Source organism: Microbulbifer okhotskensis (assembly GCF_023895975.1).
Taxonomy (GTDB): domain Bacteria; phylum Pseudomonadota; class Gammaproteobacteria; order Pseudomonadales; family Cellvibrionaceae; genus Microbulbifer; species Microbulbifer okhotskensis.
Window position 1 is genome coordinate 1 of sequence record NZ_JALBWM010000052.1, and the last position, 18,840, is coordinate 18,840.

Annotated in this window: 15 protein-coding genes; 14 read left to right on the top strand and 1 reads right to left on the bottom strand. The window is 47.3% G+C overall.

Going from position 1 to position 18,840, the window contains the following annotated elements:
• The first annotated feature begins 368 nt into the window (after window positions 1–368).
• The 14 genes from ndhC (at window position 369) to MO867_RS12590 (ending at window position 16,053) form a co-directional block, all read left to right on the top strand.
• Window positions 369–782 (top strand): NADH-quinone oxidoreductase subunit A, encoded by a 414-nt coding sequence (gene ndhC, locus MO867_RS12525; RefSeq protein WP_252467966.1) that lies wholly within the window; start codon window positions 369–371, stop codon window positions 780–782.
• 18 nt (window positions 783–800) lie between these two features.
• The gene (locus MO867_RS12530) at window positions 801–1,448 is read left to right on the top strand and encodes a NuoB/complex I 20 kDa subunit family protein (RefSeq protein ID WP_252467978.1); all 648 of its coding nucleotides are present in this window, start codon (window positions 801–803) and stop codon (window positions 1,446–1,448) included.
• A 45-nt stretch (window positions 1,449–1,493) separates the two neighbouring features.
• Window positions 1,494–3,299, top strand: coding sequence for an NADH-quinone oxidoreductase subunit C/D (gene nuoC, locus MO867_RS12535; RefSeq protein ID WP_252467980.1), 1,806 nt, complete (start codon window positions 1,494–1,496; stop codon window positions 3,297–3,299).
• A 145-nt stretch (window positions 3,300–3,444) separates the two neighbouring features.
• Window positions 3,445–4,011 carry an NADH-quinone oxidoreductase subunit NuoE gene (gene nuoE, locus MO867_RS12540; RefSeq protein ID WP_252467992.1) on the top strand — a complete coding sequence of 189 codons (567 nt, stop codon included), beginning with the start codon at window positions 3,445–3,447 and terminating at the stop codon, window positions 4,009–4,011.
• On the top strand, window positions 3,989–5,299 hold the full coding sequence (nuoF, locus tag MO867_RS12545) for an NADH-quinone oxidoreductase subunit NuoF (protein WP_252467994.1): 1,311 nt from the start codon (window positions 3,989–3,991) through the stop codon (window positions 5,297–5,299). Before nuoE ends, nuoF begins: the two co-directional genes overlap by 23 nt.
• An 18-nt stretch (window positions 5,300–5,317) precedes the next feature.
• Window positions 5,318–8,167, top strand: a complete 2,850-nt coding sequence (gene nuoG / locus MO867_RS12550) for an NADH-quinone oxidoreductase subunit NuoG (RefSeq protein ID WP_252467996.1) — start codon at window positions 5,318–5,320, stop codon at window positions 8,165–8,167.
• Window positions 8,164–9,120, top strand: a complete 957-nt coding sequence (gene nuoH, locus MO867_RS12555; protein WP_252467998.1) for an NADH-quinone oxidoreductase subunit NuoH — start codon at window positions 8,164–8,166, stop codon at window positions 9,118–9,120. The genes nuoG and nuoH overlap by 4 nt, the downstream gene beginning before the upstream one ends.
• A gap of 30 nt (window positions 9,121–9,150) precedes the next feature.
• Window positions 9,151–9,669, top strand: a complete 519-nt coding sequence (gene nuoI / locus MO867_RS12560; RefSeq protein WP_252468010.1) for an NADH-quinone oxidoreductase subunit NuoI — start codon at window positions 9,151–9,153, stop codon at window positions 9,667–9,669.
• Between the two features lie 46 nt (window positions 9,670–9,715).
• Window positions 9,716–10,225 carry an NADH-quinone oxidoreductase subunit J gene (nuoJ, locus tag MO867_RS12565; RefSeq protein WP_252468012.1) on the top strand — a complete coding sequence of 170 codons (510 nt, stop codon included), beginning with the start codon at window positions 9,716–9,718 and terminating at the stop codon, window positions 10,223–10,225.
• 4 nt (window positions 10,226–10,229) lie between these two features.
• Window positions 10,230–10,547, top strand: a complete 318-nt coding sequence (nuoK, locus tag MO867_RS12570) for an NADH-quinone oxidoreductase subunit NuoK (protein WP_256473986.1) — start codon at window positions 10,230–10,232, stop codon at window positions 10,545–10,547.
• 1 nt (window position 10,548) lies between these two features.
• The gene (nuoL, locus tag MO867_RS12575; RefSeq protein WP_252468023.1) at window positions 10,549–12,387 is read left to right on the top strand and encodes an NADH-quinone oxidoreductase subunit L; all 1,839 of its coding nucleotides are present in this window, start codon (window positions 10,549–10,551) and stop codon (window positions 12,385–12,387) included.
• On the top strand, window positions 12,384–13,982 hold the full coding sequence (gene nuoM, locus MO867_RS12580) for an NADH-quinone oxidoreductase subunit M (protein ID WP_252468025.1): 1,599 nt from the start codon (window positions 12,384–12,386) through the stop codon (window positions 13,980–13,982). Before nuoL ends, nuoM begins: the two co-directional genes overlap by 4 nt.
• Window positions 13,979–15,523 (top strand): NADH-quinone oxidoreductase subunit N, encoded by a 1,545-nt coding sequence (locus tag MO867_RS12585; RefSeq protein ID WP_252468027.1) that lies wholly within the window; start codon window positions 13,979–13,981, stop codon window positions 15,521–15,523. Before nuoM ends, MO867_RS12585 begins: the two co-directional genes overlap by 4 nt.
• 71 nt (window positions 15,524–15,594) lie before the next feature.
• Complete coding sequence (locus tag MO867_RS12590) at window positions 15,595–16,053, top strand: hypothetical protein (RefSeq protein WP_252468038.1); 459 nt, start codon at window positions 15,595–15,597, stop codon at window positions 16,051–16,053.
• Between the two features lie 118 nt (window positions 16,054–16,171).
• Here the strand turns inward: MO867_RS12590 and MO867_RS12595 are convergent, their stop codons facing one another.
• The gene (locus tag MO867_RS12595; RefSeq protein ID WP_252468040.1) at window positions 16,172–18,649 is read right to left on the bottom strand and encodes a TonB-dependent receptor plug domain-containing protein; all 2,478 of its coding nucleotides are present in this window, start codon (window positions 18,647–18,649) and stop codon (window positions 16,172–16,174) included.
• Between the last annotated feature and the right edge of the window lie 191 nt (window positions 18,650–18,840).

Consider the following 18,840-nt stretch of genomic DNA (forward strand, 5'->3'; position numbering starts at 1 on the left):
TATACGGCTGCTGCAGCAGCCTAAAGGGTGATGCACTTCAGAGTTGAATGCAGGTCCTTAAAAGTGGCGCAATTTTTTAGTTATCCTCCTGTCGCAAGACAATACATAACTCTACTGAATAAAAAATAGATATATAAGAATTAAACGTTCCTTCGCGCTACTGGCGCTTTCTCCCGCAACGATTTATAAATCAGACAAGCGATTAGGATTAGCCACAACTAAAAAATCTCACAAAAAAGCAATGAACGTTTTTCAAATTATCTCTTCTTGCGTGAGAGCACCCTAAAAATCGGCGTTCTTGATTTTCCGTTTACTGCAAGACCAGTGATTGATACGGGCTTCGCCCGAAGAAACATGGGAGAGCGAAGTTGAACTACCCAGATCAGTTCACCCCGCAGATTTGGCCACTGATAGTTTATTGCCTGGCCGTTTTTGCTCTAATCACCTTAATGCTTAGCCTTTCCTATTTTCTCGGTCAAAAGCGCAGGGATCCGGCTACCGATGAGCCCTTTGAGTCAGGCATTATTTCCCAGGGTAGTGCGCGCCTACGCCTCTCCGTCGCCTATTACTTGGTTGCCATCTTATTTATCGTCTTCGATCTGGAGGCAATTTACCTGTTCAGTTGGTCCATCGCATTTTATGAGGCTGGCTTACTCGGATTTATCGAGGCCACCATTTTTATCGTAATACTACTGGTGGGGCTTATTTACCTATGGCGCCTGGGCGCACTTGACTGGGGTGGGCACCAGAAAAGTTTAGATAAACGCCAAAAACCCCGATGACAACAATGAGATTTCATAATGCGCTGGAAGCTGACGAAAGCTGACGACTTGATTGCCACCGAGCACAGCAATCCCGCTGAAGAAATAGGCACTCAAGATTTAGAAAAAAATATCCTCCTTACCAAACTTGAAGAGTTGGTTTCCTGGGGGCGGTCAAATTCTTTGTGGCCATTTAATTTTGGGCTCTCTTGCTGCTATGTGGAAATGGCCACTGCCTTTACCAGTCGTCATGATATTTCCCGTTTTGGCGCGGAAGTCATCCGTGCTACTCCAAGACAAGCAGATCTGATTGTTATCTCCGGGACCGTATTCTTAAAAATGGCACCAGTCATTCAGCGTCTGTACGAACAAATGATTGAGCCCCGCTGGGTCATCTCCATGGGCTCCTGCGCCAACTCTGGGGGCATGTATGACATCTACAGTGTGGTTCAGGGCGTCGACAAATTTCTTCCTGTCGATGTTTATGTGCCCGGTTGCCCACCACGTCCTGAGGCCCTGCTACAGGGGTTAACATTATTACAAAAATCTGTCGCTGCTGAGCGGCGAGCTTTTAGCTGGGTTGTAGATGACCAGGGAACCCACAAAGTTCCAAAGCCCAGCCAGCGGGACCTCCACAGAAAGGAGCGTATGAAAGCTGAATTCCTACGTTCGCCCGATAGTGTGTAAGGCCATTAGAGCCACATGGAATAAAAAATAACAACGGAATGGCTAATGAGTGGCGTAATCGCAAAAACTATCCATACGGAAACTCCCTATAGGAAATCAGCTGAGTCATTTATTCAGGAGCTAAATACTGAATACAAACTCCACTCCTTTTGGTGGCAATCCCACTGTGATGATATGCCCACATTGTGGATTGAGAAACATGCCTTGATCCCTCTTTTGCTATTTCTAAAACGAGATATTCCTCAGCCTTTTGAAATGCTCTATGACTTGAGCGCCATTGATGAGCGGTTGCGAGTCAACCGTGGGGACGGCACGGAAAAACAGCCATCCAGTGATTTCACCTTGGTGTACCAACTACTGTCCTTTACCCGAAATCTCTTTATTCGCATCAAAGTGGCTCTTGCAGAGAATGATCTCAGCGCGCCAACAATTACTAAGGTATGGGAAAACGCCAATTGGTATGAGCGAGAAGTGTGGGATCTTTTTGGTATCGACTTTCCTGGGCATCCTCATTTACAAAGAATCATGATGCCTCTGACCTGGAAGGGTCATCCACTGCGGAAAGATCACCACGCTAGGGCGACCGAAGTCGATCCTTTCAGTTTGTCAGAAGAAAAAGAACGTAAGGAGCAGGAAGCACTGCTATTTCGGCCAGAAGACTGGGGAATGGCACGAGCAAATAAAGACTCGGAATTTATGTTCCTCAATCTAGGCCCTAATCACCCTAGTGTACATGGGGTATTTCGCGTGGCCCTCCAGCTGGATGGTGAGCAAGTCGTCGATGCTGTGCCAGATATCGGCTACCACCATCGCGGTGCGGAAAAGATGGCTGAACGCCAGGCATGGCATACCTATGTTCCCTACACCGATCGCATTGATTATCTCGGCGGTGTGATGAACAACCTACCCTATGTAATGGCGCTGGAGCAACTCGCTGGCATTAAGGTCCCTGAACGCGCACAGATGATACGGGTGATGATGTGCGAGTTCTTCCGTATATCCAGCCATCTGGTATTTTTTGGTACCTTTGCCCAGGACGTGGGGCAGATGTCACCAGTGTTCTATATGTTTATCGACCGGGAAAAATTGTTTGGGATTGTCGAAGCCATTACCGGCGGCAGAATGCACCCTGCATGGTTTCGAATCGGCGGCGTAGCACAGGACCTACCACAGGGCTGGGACAAGATGGTACGGGAATTCCTCGACTATATGCCCGCGCGCCTGGCCGACTACGACGGCATGGTCATCAAAAATAAGCTCTTACAGCGCCGCACCCGGGGCATCGGTGTATACGACACGGCAGAGGCTTTCGAATGGGGGGTCACAGGGCCAGGGCTCCGTGCCACAGGCCTGGACTGGGATCTCCGCAAAAAACGCCCTTACTGCGGCTATGATCAATTCGAATTCGAGATTCCCAGCTACGATGGTGGTGACTGTTTTGACCGCTGCCGGGTCAGGGTGGATGAGATATGGCAGAGCTTGAGAATTATTCGCCAGTGCCTGGAAAATATGCCACCGGGTCCCTACAAGTCTGACCACCCATTAACCACGCCCCCACGCAAGGGCCGCACAATGGAGGATATCGAAACTTTAATACAGCATTTTGTGAATAACAGCTGGGGACCAGTAATACCTGCCGGCGAAGTCTGCTACCCCATTGAGGCTACTAAAGGACTCAACAGTTACCAGATCATCAGTGATGGAGGGACCTCTTCATACAGGACCAGGATTCGTACCCCTTCATTTCCACACTTGCAAATGATTCCGTTGATGACTAATGGCCTCTTGATTGCTGACCTTATCGCAATTATTGCCAGTATCGATTTCGTCATGGCAGATGTGGACAGATAACAATAAAAACAACAAGGCGTCGGTAAGGCCTATTGCAGCGGAGTAGAAACGTGCACAGAAATACCTCCAGCGTTGTCGCCACCTCAGCACTTGGTGGCAATTGCGCCTCACCTATGTCTCCGCAAGCCATACTTTGGGGGCGTATATGTCCAGCTTACTAGAACCGGAACTGATTGAAGTAATGGAGCATAGCAACAGCGACTCAGAAGATAATCAGGCAGCTTTAAGTGCTCAGGAAAAAGAGGAAATCGACCAAGAGGCCACGCACTACCAGCAACGATTTCCCGTAGGTCTTGAGGCACTGCGAATTGTCCAAAAACATCGCGGCTGGATTTCTGATGAGACTATTCAGGCTATCTCCGATTACCTAGATATTCCTGTGGCAGAGCTGGAAAGTGTCGCGACCTACTTCCAACTTATCTTTCGCCAGCCAGTGGGAAAAGAGGTTATCTACCTGTGTAAAAGCTCCAGTTGTTGGATCATGGGGTGCGATCACCTGCAGAAAACCATTTCTGATCGTCTGATGATAAAGCCCGGCGAAACCTCAGAAGATGGCATTTTCACTCTTTTGGAAACGCCCTGCCTAGGGGACTGTGACAAAGCACCGGTGCTTATGCTCGGAGAAGAGATGCATCGAAACCTGGATGAGAACAGTATCAATGCGCTAATCGATAAAAAGAAAAAATATTATGCTGACAAATCCTCTGACTAAAAATATCGGCCAGGACAATGTTGCGGCTGATATTAACCGGTATATGGACAATGATGGATACCGGGGGTGGCGCAAAGCACACTCCATGGCACCTGATGACATCATTGAGCTGGTTAAGGATGGCGGCTTGCGAGGGCGTGGCGGAGCAGGATTTAATACTGGTCTTAAGTGGAGTTTCGTGCCTCGCGGAGAGGACTCACCCAAACAAAAATATGTTATCTGCAACGCGGATGAGATGGAGCCCGGTGCCTTCAAAGATAGACTGTTAATGGAGCGGGACCCTCACCTGCTAATTGAGGGCATGGCCATCACCGCTTATGCCATTGGAGCGTCACAGGCTTATATCTTTATTCGTGGTGAATATCATTTAGCCGCAAGTCGGCTTGAGCAGGCTATCGTTGAAGCCAAGCAACAAAAAATGCTCGGGACCAATATTTTTGACAGTAGTTTCAGCCTGGATATATACGTGCATCGAAGTGCAGGTAACTATATCTGCGGAGAGGAAACCGCTCTCCTCAATGCCCTGGAAGGCAAACGAGCAATCCCCCGAGCCAAACCTCCCTTTCCGCAAGTCAGCGGGCTATGGGGAAAACCGACTGTTGTCAATAACGTCGAAACCTTATGCAATATTCCTCACTTAGTTAATCTAGGTGTTGAGTGGTACAAAAATCTCGGTCTCGGCGAAGATGCCGGTAGTAAAATATTTGGTGTCAGTGGCAAAGTAAAAAACCCCGGAGCCTGGGAACTACCCATGGGGACCCCCATTCGTGAAATTATTGAAAAGCATGCCGGAGGCATGAAAGATGGCCTACAGCTAAAGGGCTTACTGCCCGGTGGGGGCTCTACAGATTTTCTCAGCACCGATCACCTCGACCTCCCCATGGATTACGATGTCATCGGTAAGGCCGGCAGTCGTATGGGCACAGGAACTATTACCGTACTGGATGATAAAACCTGTCCGGTGGGGTTGGTCCTGAATTTAACTCAATTTTTTGCTCGCGAATCCTGCGGCTGGTGTACCCCCTGCCGTGATGGGCTGCCCTGGGCCGTGAAAATATTAGAGCGGATAGAATCCGGCAATGGCAGCACTGAAGATCTGGAGCTACTTAAAGAACAATGTGAACGAATCGCACCGGGCCATACCTTTTGTGCATTGGCCCCCGGTGCCGCAGAGCCAATCCAAAGTGCCCTCGTGTTATTTGAACAGGATTTCATTAACCACGTGACTATGGGTGCTTGCCCCTATCACTCAATAAGTACAACAACACCGCTGACAAAGCATCCATAAAAAATAAACGGATTTCACATGCCAACCATCACTATAGACGGTAGTAAATACCAGATTGATGGAGATCAAAACCTGTTAACGGCCTGTTTGTCTCTGGGACTAAATGTGCCCTATTTTTGCTGGCATCCCGCTATGGGTTCCGTTGGCGCCTGCCGTCAATGCGCCGTCATTGAATACAAAGATAGTGGAGATCAGCATGGCCGCTTGATTATGAGCTGTATGACTCCGGTAAAAAATGGCGGAATTTACAGTGTCAATAGCGAAACGGCCAAGGACTTCCGCGGTTCTGTTATTGAGGATCTAATGACAAACCATCCTCATGATTGCCCCGTTTGTGAGGAGGGCGGGGAGTGTCACCTACAGGACATGACCGAAATGTCTGGTCATACCATGCGTCGCTACCAGGGCACTAAGCGAACATATCGCAATCAATATCTGGGACCTTTTATCAACCACGAAATGAATCGATGCATTACCTGTTATCGGTGCATCAGGTTTTATCATGACTACGCAGGCGGTGAGGATTTACAAGCCCTGGGCCGAAATCACCAAGTGTTTTTTGGTAGAAACCAAGAGGGTATGCTGGAAAATGGTTTCAGTGGAAACCTGGTTGAAGTATGCCCAACAGGGGTTTTTACCGATAAAACGTTCAGCCAACATTTTGTCAGGAAGTGGGATCTGCAAACTGCACCCTCAGTCTGTGAGCACTGCGCTGTGGGGTGCAATACCGCACCTGGAGCCAGGGAATCAGGAAGTCAGCAAAACCCACTCTTGCGGCGGGTAGTCAATTTTTACCACCATGATATCAATGGCTATTTCCTCTGCGACAGAGGACGTTTTGGTTACGAATACGTCAATAGTAAAAGCCGCATCGACAAGGTATTGTCGGCTCGTGAAGATGCCGTAATCAGCTCGACGGCAGATGAAGATGAACGACTTCATAAAGATATACCCCCTAAAGAAGCGGTCCTTGCGCTGGCAGATAAACTGGCACAAGCACAGCGGGGCAACCACCGACTGATTGGCATTGGCTCTCCCAGAGCGTCCCTGGAAAATAACTTCGCCCTGCAACAATTCGTAGGTTGCGAGAATTTCTTCTCCGGTATCAACAAACGAGACACCCAACTATTACAGCTTATCAATACGATTCAGTGTGACAAGAGAATCCACAGCCCGACCACCCCGGAAATTGAAGATGCCGACCTGGTACTGATATTAGGCGAAGATATCTACAATACAGCACCAAGAATTTCTCTCGCTGTACGTCAGGCCGCCCGCAACAGACAGAAGCAACAAGCCGAATCTTTAAGAATACCTCTCTGGCAAGATGCCTCAGTACGACAGCTGGAAGGTGAATCCAGCCCGATTATTTTTATTGGTGCCGAGTTAAACCAGCTCTCCGATGTCACATCAAAAACTCTCTTTGTTAGACCAGAAAAAACGGCTCTTATCGGAGAGGCTATAGCCAACTATGTATCGAGTGCTGAAGACAACAAAAATAGATTAGATCCAGACAGCTCACAGCAAGCCGAGCATATTGCACAACTGCTGGCTACCGCTAAGAACCCTGTGATTATTTCGGGAACTGGCAGCAAAGATATCCACTTAATCCACAGCGCGGCAGAAATCGCTATCTCTCTGTCCGAAAAAAAAGAAACAGCAATTTCCCTTTATCTGTGCTGTGGTGAAGCCAATAGCCTAGGAGTCACACAATTTTTCTCTGGAGAATGTGGGTACCTAGAAAAATTGATTACCGAACTCAGGGAAGACAAAGGGGAAAATGATAAAACGTTGATCATATTAGAAAACAATCTATTTCGGAGATTGTCGAGCGAAGACCTACATGTGCTCTTTGCCAGCGTCGAACACATAATTTTACTCGACACCCTGCTAAATGAAACCGCAAAGCATGCAGACTTGATTTTTCCAGTATCCGCAACAGCAGAGTCACAGGGAACTTTCGTCAACAATACTGGATTGGCTCAACGTTTCTACACAGTCTATGAAGGCACAGGGTTTATTCAGGAAAGCTGGAGGTGGCTATCTGACGCAGCCGTATACTGTAAAGAGAGGACTGAGACTATTGAGGCCATCTCCAATTGGAGCCACTGCCCCGATGTCACAGAAGCTCTTGCAGAGAGTGTTCCATCCCTCAGTGTCATTAAACAACTCGGACCAGATGAAAACTTCAGAATTGAAGGGCTAAAAGTCGCCCGGCAGTCTGCACGGTACAGCGGCCGTACCGCAATTCACGCCGAGGAGCATGTCTCGGAAGCGCCACCGCCACAAGACCCTGATGCTCCGATGAGTTTTAGTATGGAGGGAATACATAACCCCAATAGAACAAGTCTCCAAGCAAACATCTGGTCGCCGGGGTGGAATTCGAATCAATCAATCTTTAAGTTTCAACAGGAAGTTGGCGGCGAACGCCGAGGTGGAGCATCCGGGATGACTATCCAGCGCAAAGAGACACCGCTATCCCGACGGCCTAGCGCTCCCAATATCACTGATCCAGCAAAGTCAGCCTCCCCCGGCCTGCAGACCCTTCCCATCTACCGTATGTTCGGATCAGAGGAACTGAGTAACCAGTCGATGACTTTGTCGACGGTTATAGATAATCCATTCTTCACCTTGAATGAAGTGGACGCAAAACGTGCAGATCTTGATCACGGCGATTTCGTGGCACTGGATGCTACCTGCGGCATATTTCACGGCCGAGCTTTTATTTCCGGTACCCAGCCAGCCGGGAGTATCGGTGTCCCTTTCGGGCTCCCAGGACTAGAAGGACTTGCCGCCGAATTACCAGGCTGGGCAAATTTGCTTCAGGTCGAGAAAAATGCAACTACCGAGCAAGAGAGTCAATCATGAGTGCCAGCGTTTGGATTATATTGCTCAATGTTTTCGGCGTGCTGATCGTTACCGTAGTACTTGCCGCAATATTGACTTGGGGAGAGCGGCGCTTATTGGGATTTTGGCAAGATCGACCTGGACCTAATCGGGTAGGAAAGTTCGGCACTTTACAGGTATTCGCCGACATGATAAAACTATTTTTTAAGGAGGACTTCACCCCGAAATTTGCCGACATCCCCGTATTTATATTGGCGCCCACCGTCGTTATGGCGACCATGCTGATAGCATTTGCCGTAGTGCCTATATCCCCCAACATCGGCGTTACCGATCTAAATATTGGACTGCTATTTGTACTCGCTATGAGCTCTATCGCAGTTTATAGCGTGATTCTTGGAGGATATGCATCGAACAATAAATACGCTCTTCTGGGTAGTTTACGAGCTGCTGCACAAACGGTCTCTTATGAAGTATTTATGGGATTAAGCCTGATGGGCGTTGTGATGCTATCTGGCAGTTTCAACTTGCGCGAAATTGTCAATGCCCAGGCCGAGGGCTGGTTTATAGTTCCACAGTTTTTGGGGTTCTTTATTTTTTTTATTGCCGGCATTGCCGAAAGCCGCCGGACTCCTTTTGATCTTCCAGAAGCAGAGCATGAACTGACCGCTGGGTTTCACACGGAATACTCTGGAATGAAATTCGGTATGTTTTTCGTTGGTGAATATTTAGCTGTTATTTTGATTTCTGCCCTGATTACAACACTCTTTCTTGGGGGGTGGCACGGCCCAATATTGCCACCCTTTATCTGGTTTTGCCTGAAAACTGCACTGCTAATTTGTCTGTTTATTCTTCTTAGAGCGGCCATCCCGCGCCCGCGATATGACCAACTAATGAAATTTGGATGGAAAGTAATGCTACCACTGGCTCTGCTCAATCTTCTCGCGACAGCGGGGATACTTCTGTGGACTGCCTAGAAATATCGAAAAAAGTGTGAGACCAAGGGAATGATTGCAAGTCAAATTCGCAGTATGTGGTTAGTCTTTAAACATTTATTCAGAAAAAATGTCACCGTTCAATACCCGGATCAGAAACCCTATCTGTCACCAAGATATCGCGGCAGAATTGTACTGACCCGCGACCCCAATGGTGATGAGCGCTGTGTCGCCTGCAATCTTTGTGCAGTTGCCTGCCCGCCAGACTGTATCTCCCTGCAAAAAACGGAAGACGCTGATGGCCGCTGGAGACCAGAATATTTTCGCATCAATTTCTCTCGCTGCATCATGTGTGGCTTATGCGAAGATGCCTGCCCTACATACGCCATTCAACTGACGCCAGATTTCGAAATGTGTGAATATGATCGTCAAAATATGGTTTATGAAAAGGAGGACCTGCTAATCAATGGGCCAGGCAAGTATCACGACTACAGCTTCTATCAGATTGCGGGTAAGGCCATAGCAGGAAAAGACAAAGGCGAAGCCCAGAATGAATCTGAACCCATTAATGTGAAAAGTCTAAATCTCTAATATCGAAATCCAGGCACTCGACACAATAAAAAACGAGGCGACCCCTGTGAATTATATATTTTATCTAACTTCCGCAGTTGCCGTTATTTCTACGGCAATGGTTATTTTCCATAAAAATGCGGTACACGCACTACTCTATCTCGTCACCTCACTTCTATCCGTAGCAATCATTTTCTACCAATTTGGTGCCCCTCTAGCAGCCGCTCTAGAAGTGATTATCTACGCCGGCGCTATCATGGTGTTAATTATCTTTGTAATTATGATGCTCAATCAGGGCGACGCTTCTGTCGCCCAAGAGCAAGCCTGGTTACAGCCACACACCTGGATAGGACCAGCTCTGCTCTCAGCAATTCTACTAATTCAGCTCATTCTTCTGGTAAGCAGTGGGCAAATTTCAGCTAGCCAGTCCTACCACTACATCGGCCCAAAACAAGTGGGAATTGCGCTTTTTAGCCACTATATACTGGCGGTTGAGTTAGCCTCAATGCTACTTCTGGCGGGTCTGGTTGGTGCCTTTCATTTGGCCCGCCATAGAAAAACAACCATTGAGGAGTAAGGCTATGCTTATCGAATCTGCGCCCGGTCTGGAGGCGGGCGTGCTATTGGCCTCCATTCTCTTCTGTCTGGGCTTAGCAGGATTACTAATTCGACGCAATGTCATCTTTATGCTGATGTGCATAGAGATTTGCACAAATGCTTCAGCGTTGATGTTTGTTGTTGCCGGTGCACACTGGGGCAATGCGGATGGTCAAGTGATGTTTATCTTTGTAGTCACCTTGGCCGCCGCTGAAGTAGCCATCGCACTTGCCCTGGTATTACAGTTCTATTATCGAAAACACACGGTCGATATTGACCAACTCAATGAATTGAGGGGCTGAAATGAACGGAATGTTAGCCTGGATACCGTTACTCCCCTTACTGGGTTTCCTCGCCCTGGTCACTATTCCAATATTCACGCAGAGGGAGCCCTCACAAAAATTGGTGGGTGCCATCGGCGTTGGCAGTATTGGAATTTCAGCAATTCTTGTTGCCACTATTGCTATAACCGTATTTTTGGGCAGAGCAGAATCAGTACTGACACTATCTGTTTGGCAGTGGATACACGTGGCAAATCTACAGATTGGTTTTTCCTTCTACGTGGACTGGTTAACCCTGGTAATGCTTATGATCATTACCGGAGTTGGTTTTTTGATTCACTTATATTCTGCCGGCTATATGCACGACGATCCTGATTTCCGCAGATATTTCGCCTACCTGAATCTATTTATCTGCGCAATGCTAATTCTTGTAATGGCCGACAATCTTGTTCTTTTATATCTTGGCTGGGAGGGTGTGGGACTCTGCAGCTATTTATTGATCGGCTTTTGGTACAAGGAATCTAAGAACGGTGCCGCAGCACAGAAAGCATTTATTGTGACACGAATCGGTGACACCGCCATGGCTATTGGCTTGTTTCTCCTGTTCTATGAATTTTCTACACTGAATATTCCACAATTAATCTCTGCAGCAAGCGCTCCTGGAGTGAATGTCGAGATAGTTACCATCGCTACATTACTACTGCTCGGCGGAGCCGTGGGTAAATCTGCACAATTTCCTCTTCAGACTTGGCTCCCCGACGCGATGGCCGGCCCCACTCCTGTCAGTGCCCTGATCCATGCCGCCACTATGGTGACAGCGGGAGTCTATTTAATTGCTCGCATGCACCCGCTGTACCTACTATCGGAAACTGCGATGACCGCAGTGGCAGTCGTAGGTGCCCTAACGCTGTTGATATCAGGCTTTAGCGCTATCGCACAAAGTGATATCAAGCGGGTTCTTGCCTATTCTACTATCAGCCAAATAGGCTATATGTTTTTAGCCTTGGGCGTTGGCGCTTGGTCTGGCGCTATTTTTCACCTAATGACTCATGCATTCTTTAAAGCTTTACTCTTCCTGTCTGCAGGGTCTGTGATTTTGAGTGTGCATCATGAACAGAATATCTTCGCCATGGGCGGGCTGTATCGAAGAATTCCATTTACATTTGTCTGCTTTACTATCGGGTGTGCCTGCTTGGCAGCCCTGCCTTTTACCTCAGGATTTTACAGTAAAGATCACATACTACTGAGCGCCTGGGAGTATCACCAAGGTGTCAATGCACTTTGGATTGCAGGCCTACTCGGGGCCTTGGTAACGGGTATCTATAGCTTTCGCGTTTTGTTTCTTACTTTTTTGGGAAGTGAAGGCAACGCCTCATCTCATTGCAAAGACGCCAACACTTCCGTTATGACGATTCCATTGGGCATACTCGCCATATTAGCTTTATTTGGTGGGCTTTTGGCACCACCACTGCGGGGCGTTTTCGGGGTGGAGATTGATGAGGACCACTCCCGATGGATTGAAGCCATTGCCATTGCAATGCCGCTGATAGGCTTATTTATCGCTTGGAAAATGTATCTATATGAAAAGGAGGCCGGCGAAAAACGATCTCTTATTATGCAGTTTTGGTTTAAAGGCTGGGGATTCGACTGGCTTTATGATCGATTATTAGTCAGGCCATTTAGAGCAATTACCAACCTCAATCATAACGATATCATTGATAGCATATATAAAGGTATCGCAGCTCTGAGCACGCAGCTGAACAATGCGCTCAGCTCGTCTCAAAATGGCCAAATACGTTGGTATTTGGCCACCTTTGTCGTCGGCGCAATTCTATTTCTAGCCCTTTTGGTGGCCCTATGACTCTACTGGCAATTATCATTATTCTGTTTGCCGGAGGCATCTTAGCCTGGCTGTCCGAGCGGCACCTCCACAAAGGTGGACGCTGGATTAGTCTTGCCTCTCTTATAATCTCCACAATCTTGATATCCAGTTATTGGCCACAAGCAACCTCAGTTTCTACAGCTGAAAGCAGCCAGTGGTGGGATACCCTTCTAACCTCCTGGATTCCACGATTTGGTATCAGCTTTCACCTATCTATTGACGGTTTGAGTTTTCTGATGCTGCTGTTAACTATGGGAATGGGTATCTTTGGCCTGGTGATGACTTGGAATGATATTAGCTTCAGGCGCGGTTTTTTTCACTTCAACTACCTTTGGACTCTGGCCGGCATAGTTGGTGTATTCACCGCGATGGATCTGTTTCTATTCTTCTTCTTTTGGGAAGTAATGCTGATTCCGATGCTGCTTCTAATTGCAGTTTGGGGTTATGATCGAAGAATTTATGCCGCCATTAAATTTTTCATCTTCACGCAAGCCAGCAGCCTGTTAATGCTGATTGCGATTGTTGCACTGGCATTTATTCACTACCGAAACAGCGGTCAGCTTACGTTCAATTACAACGACCTCCTGGGCGCTCAGCTTTCAGCGAATGCTGCTTATTGGCTAATGCTTGGTTTCTTCATTGCATTTATCGTCAAATTACCCGCACTACCCTTTCATACCTGGTTGCCAGATGCCCATACCCAGGCACCAACCGCCGGGAGTATCCTTCTTGCGGCAATACTGCTTAAAACTGGCGCCTATGGTCTACTACGCTTTACCCTGCCATTGTTCCCAGAGAGTTCTGAAGCTTTCGCCCCTGTGGCAATGACCATCGGCGCGATTAGTATCGTCTACGGCGCAACACTGGCGTTTGCGCAGAGCGATATGAAACGACTGGTTGCATATTCAAGCGTCAGCCATATGGGCTTTGTTCTATTGGGCCTTTATGCCCTTAATACTATCGCCATACAGGGTGCTGTGATGCAAATGATTGCGCATGGAATCAGTACTGCTGCCCTTTTCGCACTAGTTGGAGCTCTACAGCACCGCCTACATACAAGGGATATGGCAGAACTAGGCGGAGTATGGCCACTATTACCAAAGCTTTCTGCTATAGCGCTATTCTTTGCTATAGCGTCGCTCGGGCTTCCTGGTTTAGGTAATTTTATCGCTGAATTTTTGGTACTTGTAGGCAGCTTCCAAACAAACCACTGGATAACCGTCGTTGCAGCTATTGGCCTGATCGGAGCTGCCCTTTACGCCCTACTGATGGTACAAAGAGTCTTTTTTGGTAAGTTCAATAAAAAACTGGAACGTTCTAATAAAGGTCACACGATCAGCGACCTGAGTATCAGGGAAACCTGTGCCTTGTTATCCCTGGCGGTACTTCTTGTTATTTTCGGGTTAAAACCACAAGCTATTTTTGATATAGCTCAGCCCACAGTTCTAAAGTCCATGCAACGATTTACGGTTGCGCACGATGTGGGACCAGGGTCGCGTGAAGCGAGTTCGTCTAATACTAAATCGCTATCCCCCCCCCCTGTTAAAGACCCGATTGCAGGTACATCACCATGAGTGCTCATGAACTATTTTCTATCTTGCCGCTACTGATTATTAGCGCTGGTATTGTACTCTTGCTGCTACAGGTATCATTCTGGCGCAATCATATAGGATCATTTATTACCACTTTAGTAACACTAGTATTCGCAATATTGTCTTGTTTTTGGGTCGCCGCCAGTTTATCGGGCAATGCAGGTTCCATTCAGGTAACGAGTCTTATCAACATTGACTACAATGCGCTATTTTTTAGTTTACTACTATTGCTTACGGCAATGGTGGTTAGCATTATGGGATACAATTACCTGGAACCTCGATGTTATCCAAAAAGAAATCCCGATAATTATCCAGAAGAATTTTACATTTTAGTCTTACTCGCAATATTGGGGGCGCTTACCCTAGTATGCTCTAGCCACTTTGCCACTTTTTTTCTGGGCATTGAATTAATCAGCCTAGCGCTTTACCCTTTGCTAGGGTTTACTGTCACCGGCAACTTGTCATCAAAAAAAGAACAACTAGATTCCCTTGAATCTGCCTTCAAGTACCTTATTTTGTCTGCGTTATCTACTGCCCTTGGACTATTTGGCATCGCTCTGATCTATGCAGCATCTGGTGCATTAGACTTTGATAGTATCGCTATACGTATGCCGGACCTGTCACAAACCTCTGCTCTATTTGCCACCGGCACCACATTACTGATTATTTCTATTGCATTTAAACTCTCATTGGTTCCTTTTCATATATGGACTCCCGACGTTTTTCAGGGGGCTCCAACTCCGGTCACTGCGTTGATCGCTACAGTTGGGAAAACAGCGGCTATCGCATTTCTATTACGATTCTTTAACACCCTTAATCTCTATCAAAGTCCAGTCTTGATTGATTTGCTGACCATCACAGCAATAGCCAGCATGTTGATAGGAAATTTACTCGCCCTGATGCAAAACAATGTGAAACGGCTATTAGCCTACTCCTCTATCGGGCATATTGGCTACTTGATTGTGGCATTTATTATTGGAAATAGTGCATTCGGGACAGAAGCTGTCATTTACTACTTAGTCGCCTATGTCATTACAACCCTGGGTTCCTTTGCTATCGTCGGTTTAATAGCGGACTCTGTAGAGACTGACCAATTATCCCGTGACAAAAAAGTCATCAGCCCCCCTGAGGCTAAAGATGATCCTTATCAGCGTGAATTCTATAGAGGTTTATTATGGCGAAGCCCCTGGCTGGCCATTTGTTTAGCACTAATGCTGCTATCTCTAGCGGGCATCCCGCTAACGATTGGATTTATTGGGAAATTTTATATATTTAGTGCTGGGGTTGAAGGGCAAATGTGGGCTTTGCTGGCAGGTGTGGTTATCGGGAGTGCGCTTGGGCTATTCTATTATCTTCGCCTGTTACTCACGATGGTGCAACGTGACATCAGCGAAAACACCACAAACTTCGGGGCACTACAAATTACAACGTCGGGACAATTATTGATTGCGACATTAGCCGCAGCCCTTGTTTTATTTGGTATTTTCCCACAAATTTTGATTAACTGGATTAATACTATTTAGAGAGAGGAGCAGGTACAGCTGTGTAATCTAATCTATCAATCAGTGGAAATCCGTTACCATAAGGTAAATATATGAAAACATTCAAGCAGGCATTTGAGGTTATCAACGATGCCGAAAAATTCCATCTGGACATAGCAGATGCCTATGAGACCTTAATGAACAAGTCGGAGGATTACCGGACCCAACTACTGCTCAAACACATGCTTGAACATGAGCAGCGAATGGCAAAAAACCTGGCAAACTACAGTGAAGTTGCTCAATACAAAGTCATGAAAACTTGGCTGCAATACACTCACGAGGAAAGTGCGTTAGACTTTATTCGCCGTCTCAACTTGAGTGATCCTCCAACAATTACAGAAATAAACAATATGGGACGGGAAGTCGACCGCTATTTTTCCGAACTCTACCAAGCCGTATACGGAGCTATAGAATCGATGGAGGTGAAGGAAGTTTTTGAAGATCTTAAACAAATTCAGGATAAAGAACGCATAACTTTGTCGATGGCCACAAATTCACTTTGGGACATGTAAAAAGCCCGCTGAATACAGCGGGCTTTTTCAGTAAGAGACGCATCGCGCTTGCTCACCGAGTACCTGAGCGTTCCCGGCAAGCAGAAAGCAGATTACCTAGAGTCAATTACATTCTCACCTAGAACTCATATTGCGCTCTCATATAGTAAAGAGCGCCATTGAATCCCATCGGAGCAGTTTCTGGATATTGGGCACCAGCAACTCCAGACCAGGGGTTCTTGTCAGGATAATTATTGAACACGTTTTCAGCACCTGCGATAAGAGTCATGGACTCATTAAAATCGTAAGCCGCTTCAATATCTACCGTCCACTCATCCCCTGCATCAATAGGCAAGCTATAGTCATCCAGATGCGCTTCCCAGTAGCTGCCGTAGTAATTGAGCCGTATAAGACCACGCCAGGTTTCAGCAGAATGAGTGATAGAGGCGTTGCCACGAACCTCTGGTAACCCTTCCTCCAACTGCCTGATACGCATTTCGTCCATGGTTTCAGGACTGTAATCAGTAATTTCAGTCTCTGTCCAGTTCATCGCCAAGTTGAAATCAGTTGCATCACCCAGTGGATAGGTTGCCACTAAATCAACACCGCGAGTCTTGGTATCAAAGTCATTGGTATAGAAGCGGAAATACTCCAGCGAGTCAGCACCACTAATGCCATCAGCCACTAACTGATCTCGCTCCTCATCGGTGAGCTCCTGGTTCGCAGACTGAGTAATTCGATCGGTCACTGCTATCTGGAAGTAGTCCAGGGTAATATCCCAATCACCTGCCGATAAAATTGTGCCAATCGTAAAGCTCCGAGATTCTTCTGGCTGTAGCTGCGCACCGCCCTTCACCATGGCAATGGGATTGGTTGGCGGAATAGTTCCTCGATTCGCCAACTCACCATTGGTGTAAGCCGTAGTCACATTAGTAATGTTGGACTGCCCAGGAGTCGGCGCTCGGAAACCTGTGCTCAGTGTAGAGCGCAGAGCAATCAACTCATTGATCGTATAATGAGCAGAGAACTTATAGTTAGAGGTATCTCCGAAATCAGAGAAATCTTCCCAGCGTACAGCGCTACCCAGGCGGAGATTATCGGTGAGCTCCAACTCAAAGTCGGTATAGAGCCCAATATTATCCCGATCAAAAGTCCCCACAACTTCTGGACCAAAACCAGAGAATCCATTGGACCCGATCAGGAAACCCTGCTCTGCGAGATCACCAACCACCCAAGAGGCGGTATCGCCTATTTTTACCTCAAACTCTTCTTCACGCCATTCAAAGCCTGCTGCCATATGCAGAGGCATTCCGGAGAGTTCGGTACTCTTAGTTAAATCAATATTAAAATTAGTTTCGTTTTGTACATAACCGCCAGGATTAAACTTGGTCGGACTATCCGGCCCAAGGGTGGCATTCACAGTATTGTAGATTATGAAGTCCACTTCATTGTGACCTGTACTGGCGCTAATATCGTATCCAATACCATCACCAATCTCACCACGGACACCAAATACAGCCGAGTAGTCCTCAAGTTCACCGCCGAAACGTGGTGTAAACCCACCTGGGAACATTTCGGTGTAGGAAAAACACTCGTCGCTGGACTGTGCCTCCGCATGGCTCATGCCAATGCAGTCATAAATACCGTTACTGGCATCCAGGTCACCAATCAGGGGGTCTCCCTCGATTGCATAGACGCCGGGACGACTTTCCGGGTTACGGAAGTAAAAGCCCCCATCGGTTGCACGGCTGGCATAGTTACCAAAAGCATATAACTCTGCTGAATCACTCAGCTCTATCGCGCTATTAATGAAGAACTTCGTATCATCATTAACCTCTGGTTGACCCCAGACTTGCGCAGGATTAGCAACGTAAGTATTACCATCCTCAATCAACTGAGCTGCATCATCACGCTGAACACTACGACTGGTAGAGTCCTGTTGACGATACTCCATGCTCACATTGACAAAGCCGGAATCTGTCAGAGGCAAACCAAAGTTGGCAGCAATAGTGCTTTGATCTCCATCCCCTTCAGCCGTGGTCGCATGCTTAACTTCAACGGCGCCCCCTTCTGCGGCATCTTTTAGCTGGAAGTTAATTACCCCAGCAATCGCATCGGATCCATACTGAGCAGCTGCACCATCGCGAAGCACCTCCACCTGCTTCAGGGCAATAGCAGGGATCGCAGAAATATCGGGACCCTGGGCACCATCAGATACACCACTGCCTAGGAAGGAAATTACCGCAGCGCGGTGACGGCGCTTTCCATTTACCAAAACCAGGGTGCTATCGGGCGGCAGTCCACGCAGATTTGCGGGGCGAACGATTGAGGCAGCATCCGCTATTGGTTTTGCATTGACGTTGTAGGATGGAACAACATTTCGAAGCAAATTATTGAGATCGCCATCACCCTGGTTAACAAATTGATCACCAGTGACAATATCAATGGGCGCAGAAGAGTCGGTGGCAGAGCGTCCTTCTACTCGGGTACCGATAGTAATAACTTCTTCGAGAAGTGCATCCTCAGCGATTACGGGACTGGTTGCTGCGGCAATTGAAATTGCCAGCAATGAAGGGGCGCTGCAGGTTGCAAGCCAGCGCTTCTTGCTTTGATTCATAGGAATAATTCCCTTTTATAATTATCTCTTTTTATCTTCCGGGCCAGACGAACCTGCTCTTCAGTCGACCCGCCCTCAAATAGCACGAAGCACCTAGGTGCACAACATCAACAAATCAGTAAATATCTCATTTACGCCCCCCAGTGCAAAGGGAGATTATCACCATTGCATTCACTGCAAGAAGTGTGACA

Bases quoted from the DNA above. Each gene is read 5' to 3' on its own strand.
- MO867_RS12530 (WP_252467978.1), top strand. From the start codon at position 801: ATGCGCTGGAAGCTGACGAAAGCTGACGACTTGATTGCCACCGAGCAC.
- nuoC (WP_252467980.1), top strand. From the start codon at position 1,494: ATGAGTGGCGTAATCGCAAAAACTATCCATACGGAAACTCCCTATAGG.
- nuoE (WP_252467992.1), top strand. From the start codon at position 3,445: ATGTCCAGCTTACTAGAACCGGAACTGATTGAAGTAATGGAGCATAGC.
- nuoF (WP_252467994.1), top strand. From the start codon at position 3,989: ATGCTGACAAATCCTCTGACTAAAAATATCGGCCAGGACAATGTTGCG.
- nuoG (WP_252467996.1), top strand. From the start codon at position 5,318: ATGCCAACCATCACTATAGACGGTAGTAAATACCAGATTGATGGAGAT.
- nuoH (WP_252467998.1), top strand. From the start codon at position 8,164: ATGAGTGCCAGCGTTTGGATTATATTGCTCAATGTTTTCGGCGTGCTG.
- nuoI (WP_252468010.1), top strand. From the start codon at position 9,151: ATGATTGCAAGTCAAATTCGCAGTATGTGGTTAGTCTTTAAACATTTA.
- nuoK (WP_256473986.1), top strand. From the start codon at position 10,230: ATGCTTATCGAATCTGCGCCCGGTCTGGAGGCGGGCGTGCTATTGGCC.
- nuoL (WP_252468023.1), top strand. From the start codon at position 10,549: ATGAACGGAATGTTAGCCTGGATACCGTTACTCCCCTTACTGGGTTTC.
- nuoM (WP_252468025.1), top strand. From the start codon at position 12,384: ATGACTCTACTGGCAATTATCATTATTCTGTTTGCCGGAGGCATCTTA.
- MO867_RS12585 (WP_252468027.1), top strand. From the start codon at position 13,979: ATGAGTGCTCATGAACTATTTTCTATCTTGCCGCTACTGATTATTAGC.
- MO867_RS12590 (WP_252468038.1), top strand. From the start codon at position 15,595: ATGAAAACATTCAAGCAGGCATTTGAGGTTATCAACGATGCCGAAAAA.
- MO867_RS12595 (WP_252468040.1), bottom strand. From the start codon at position 18,649: ATGAATCAAAGCAAGAAGCGCTGGCTTGCAACCTGCAGCGCCCCTTCA.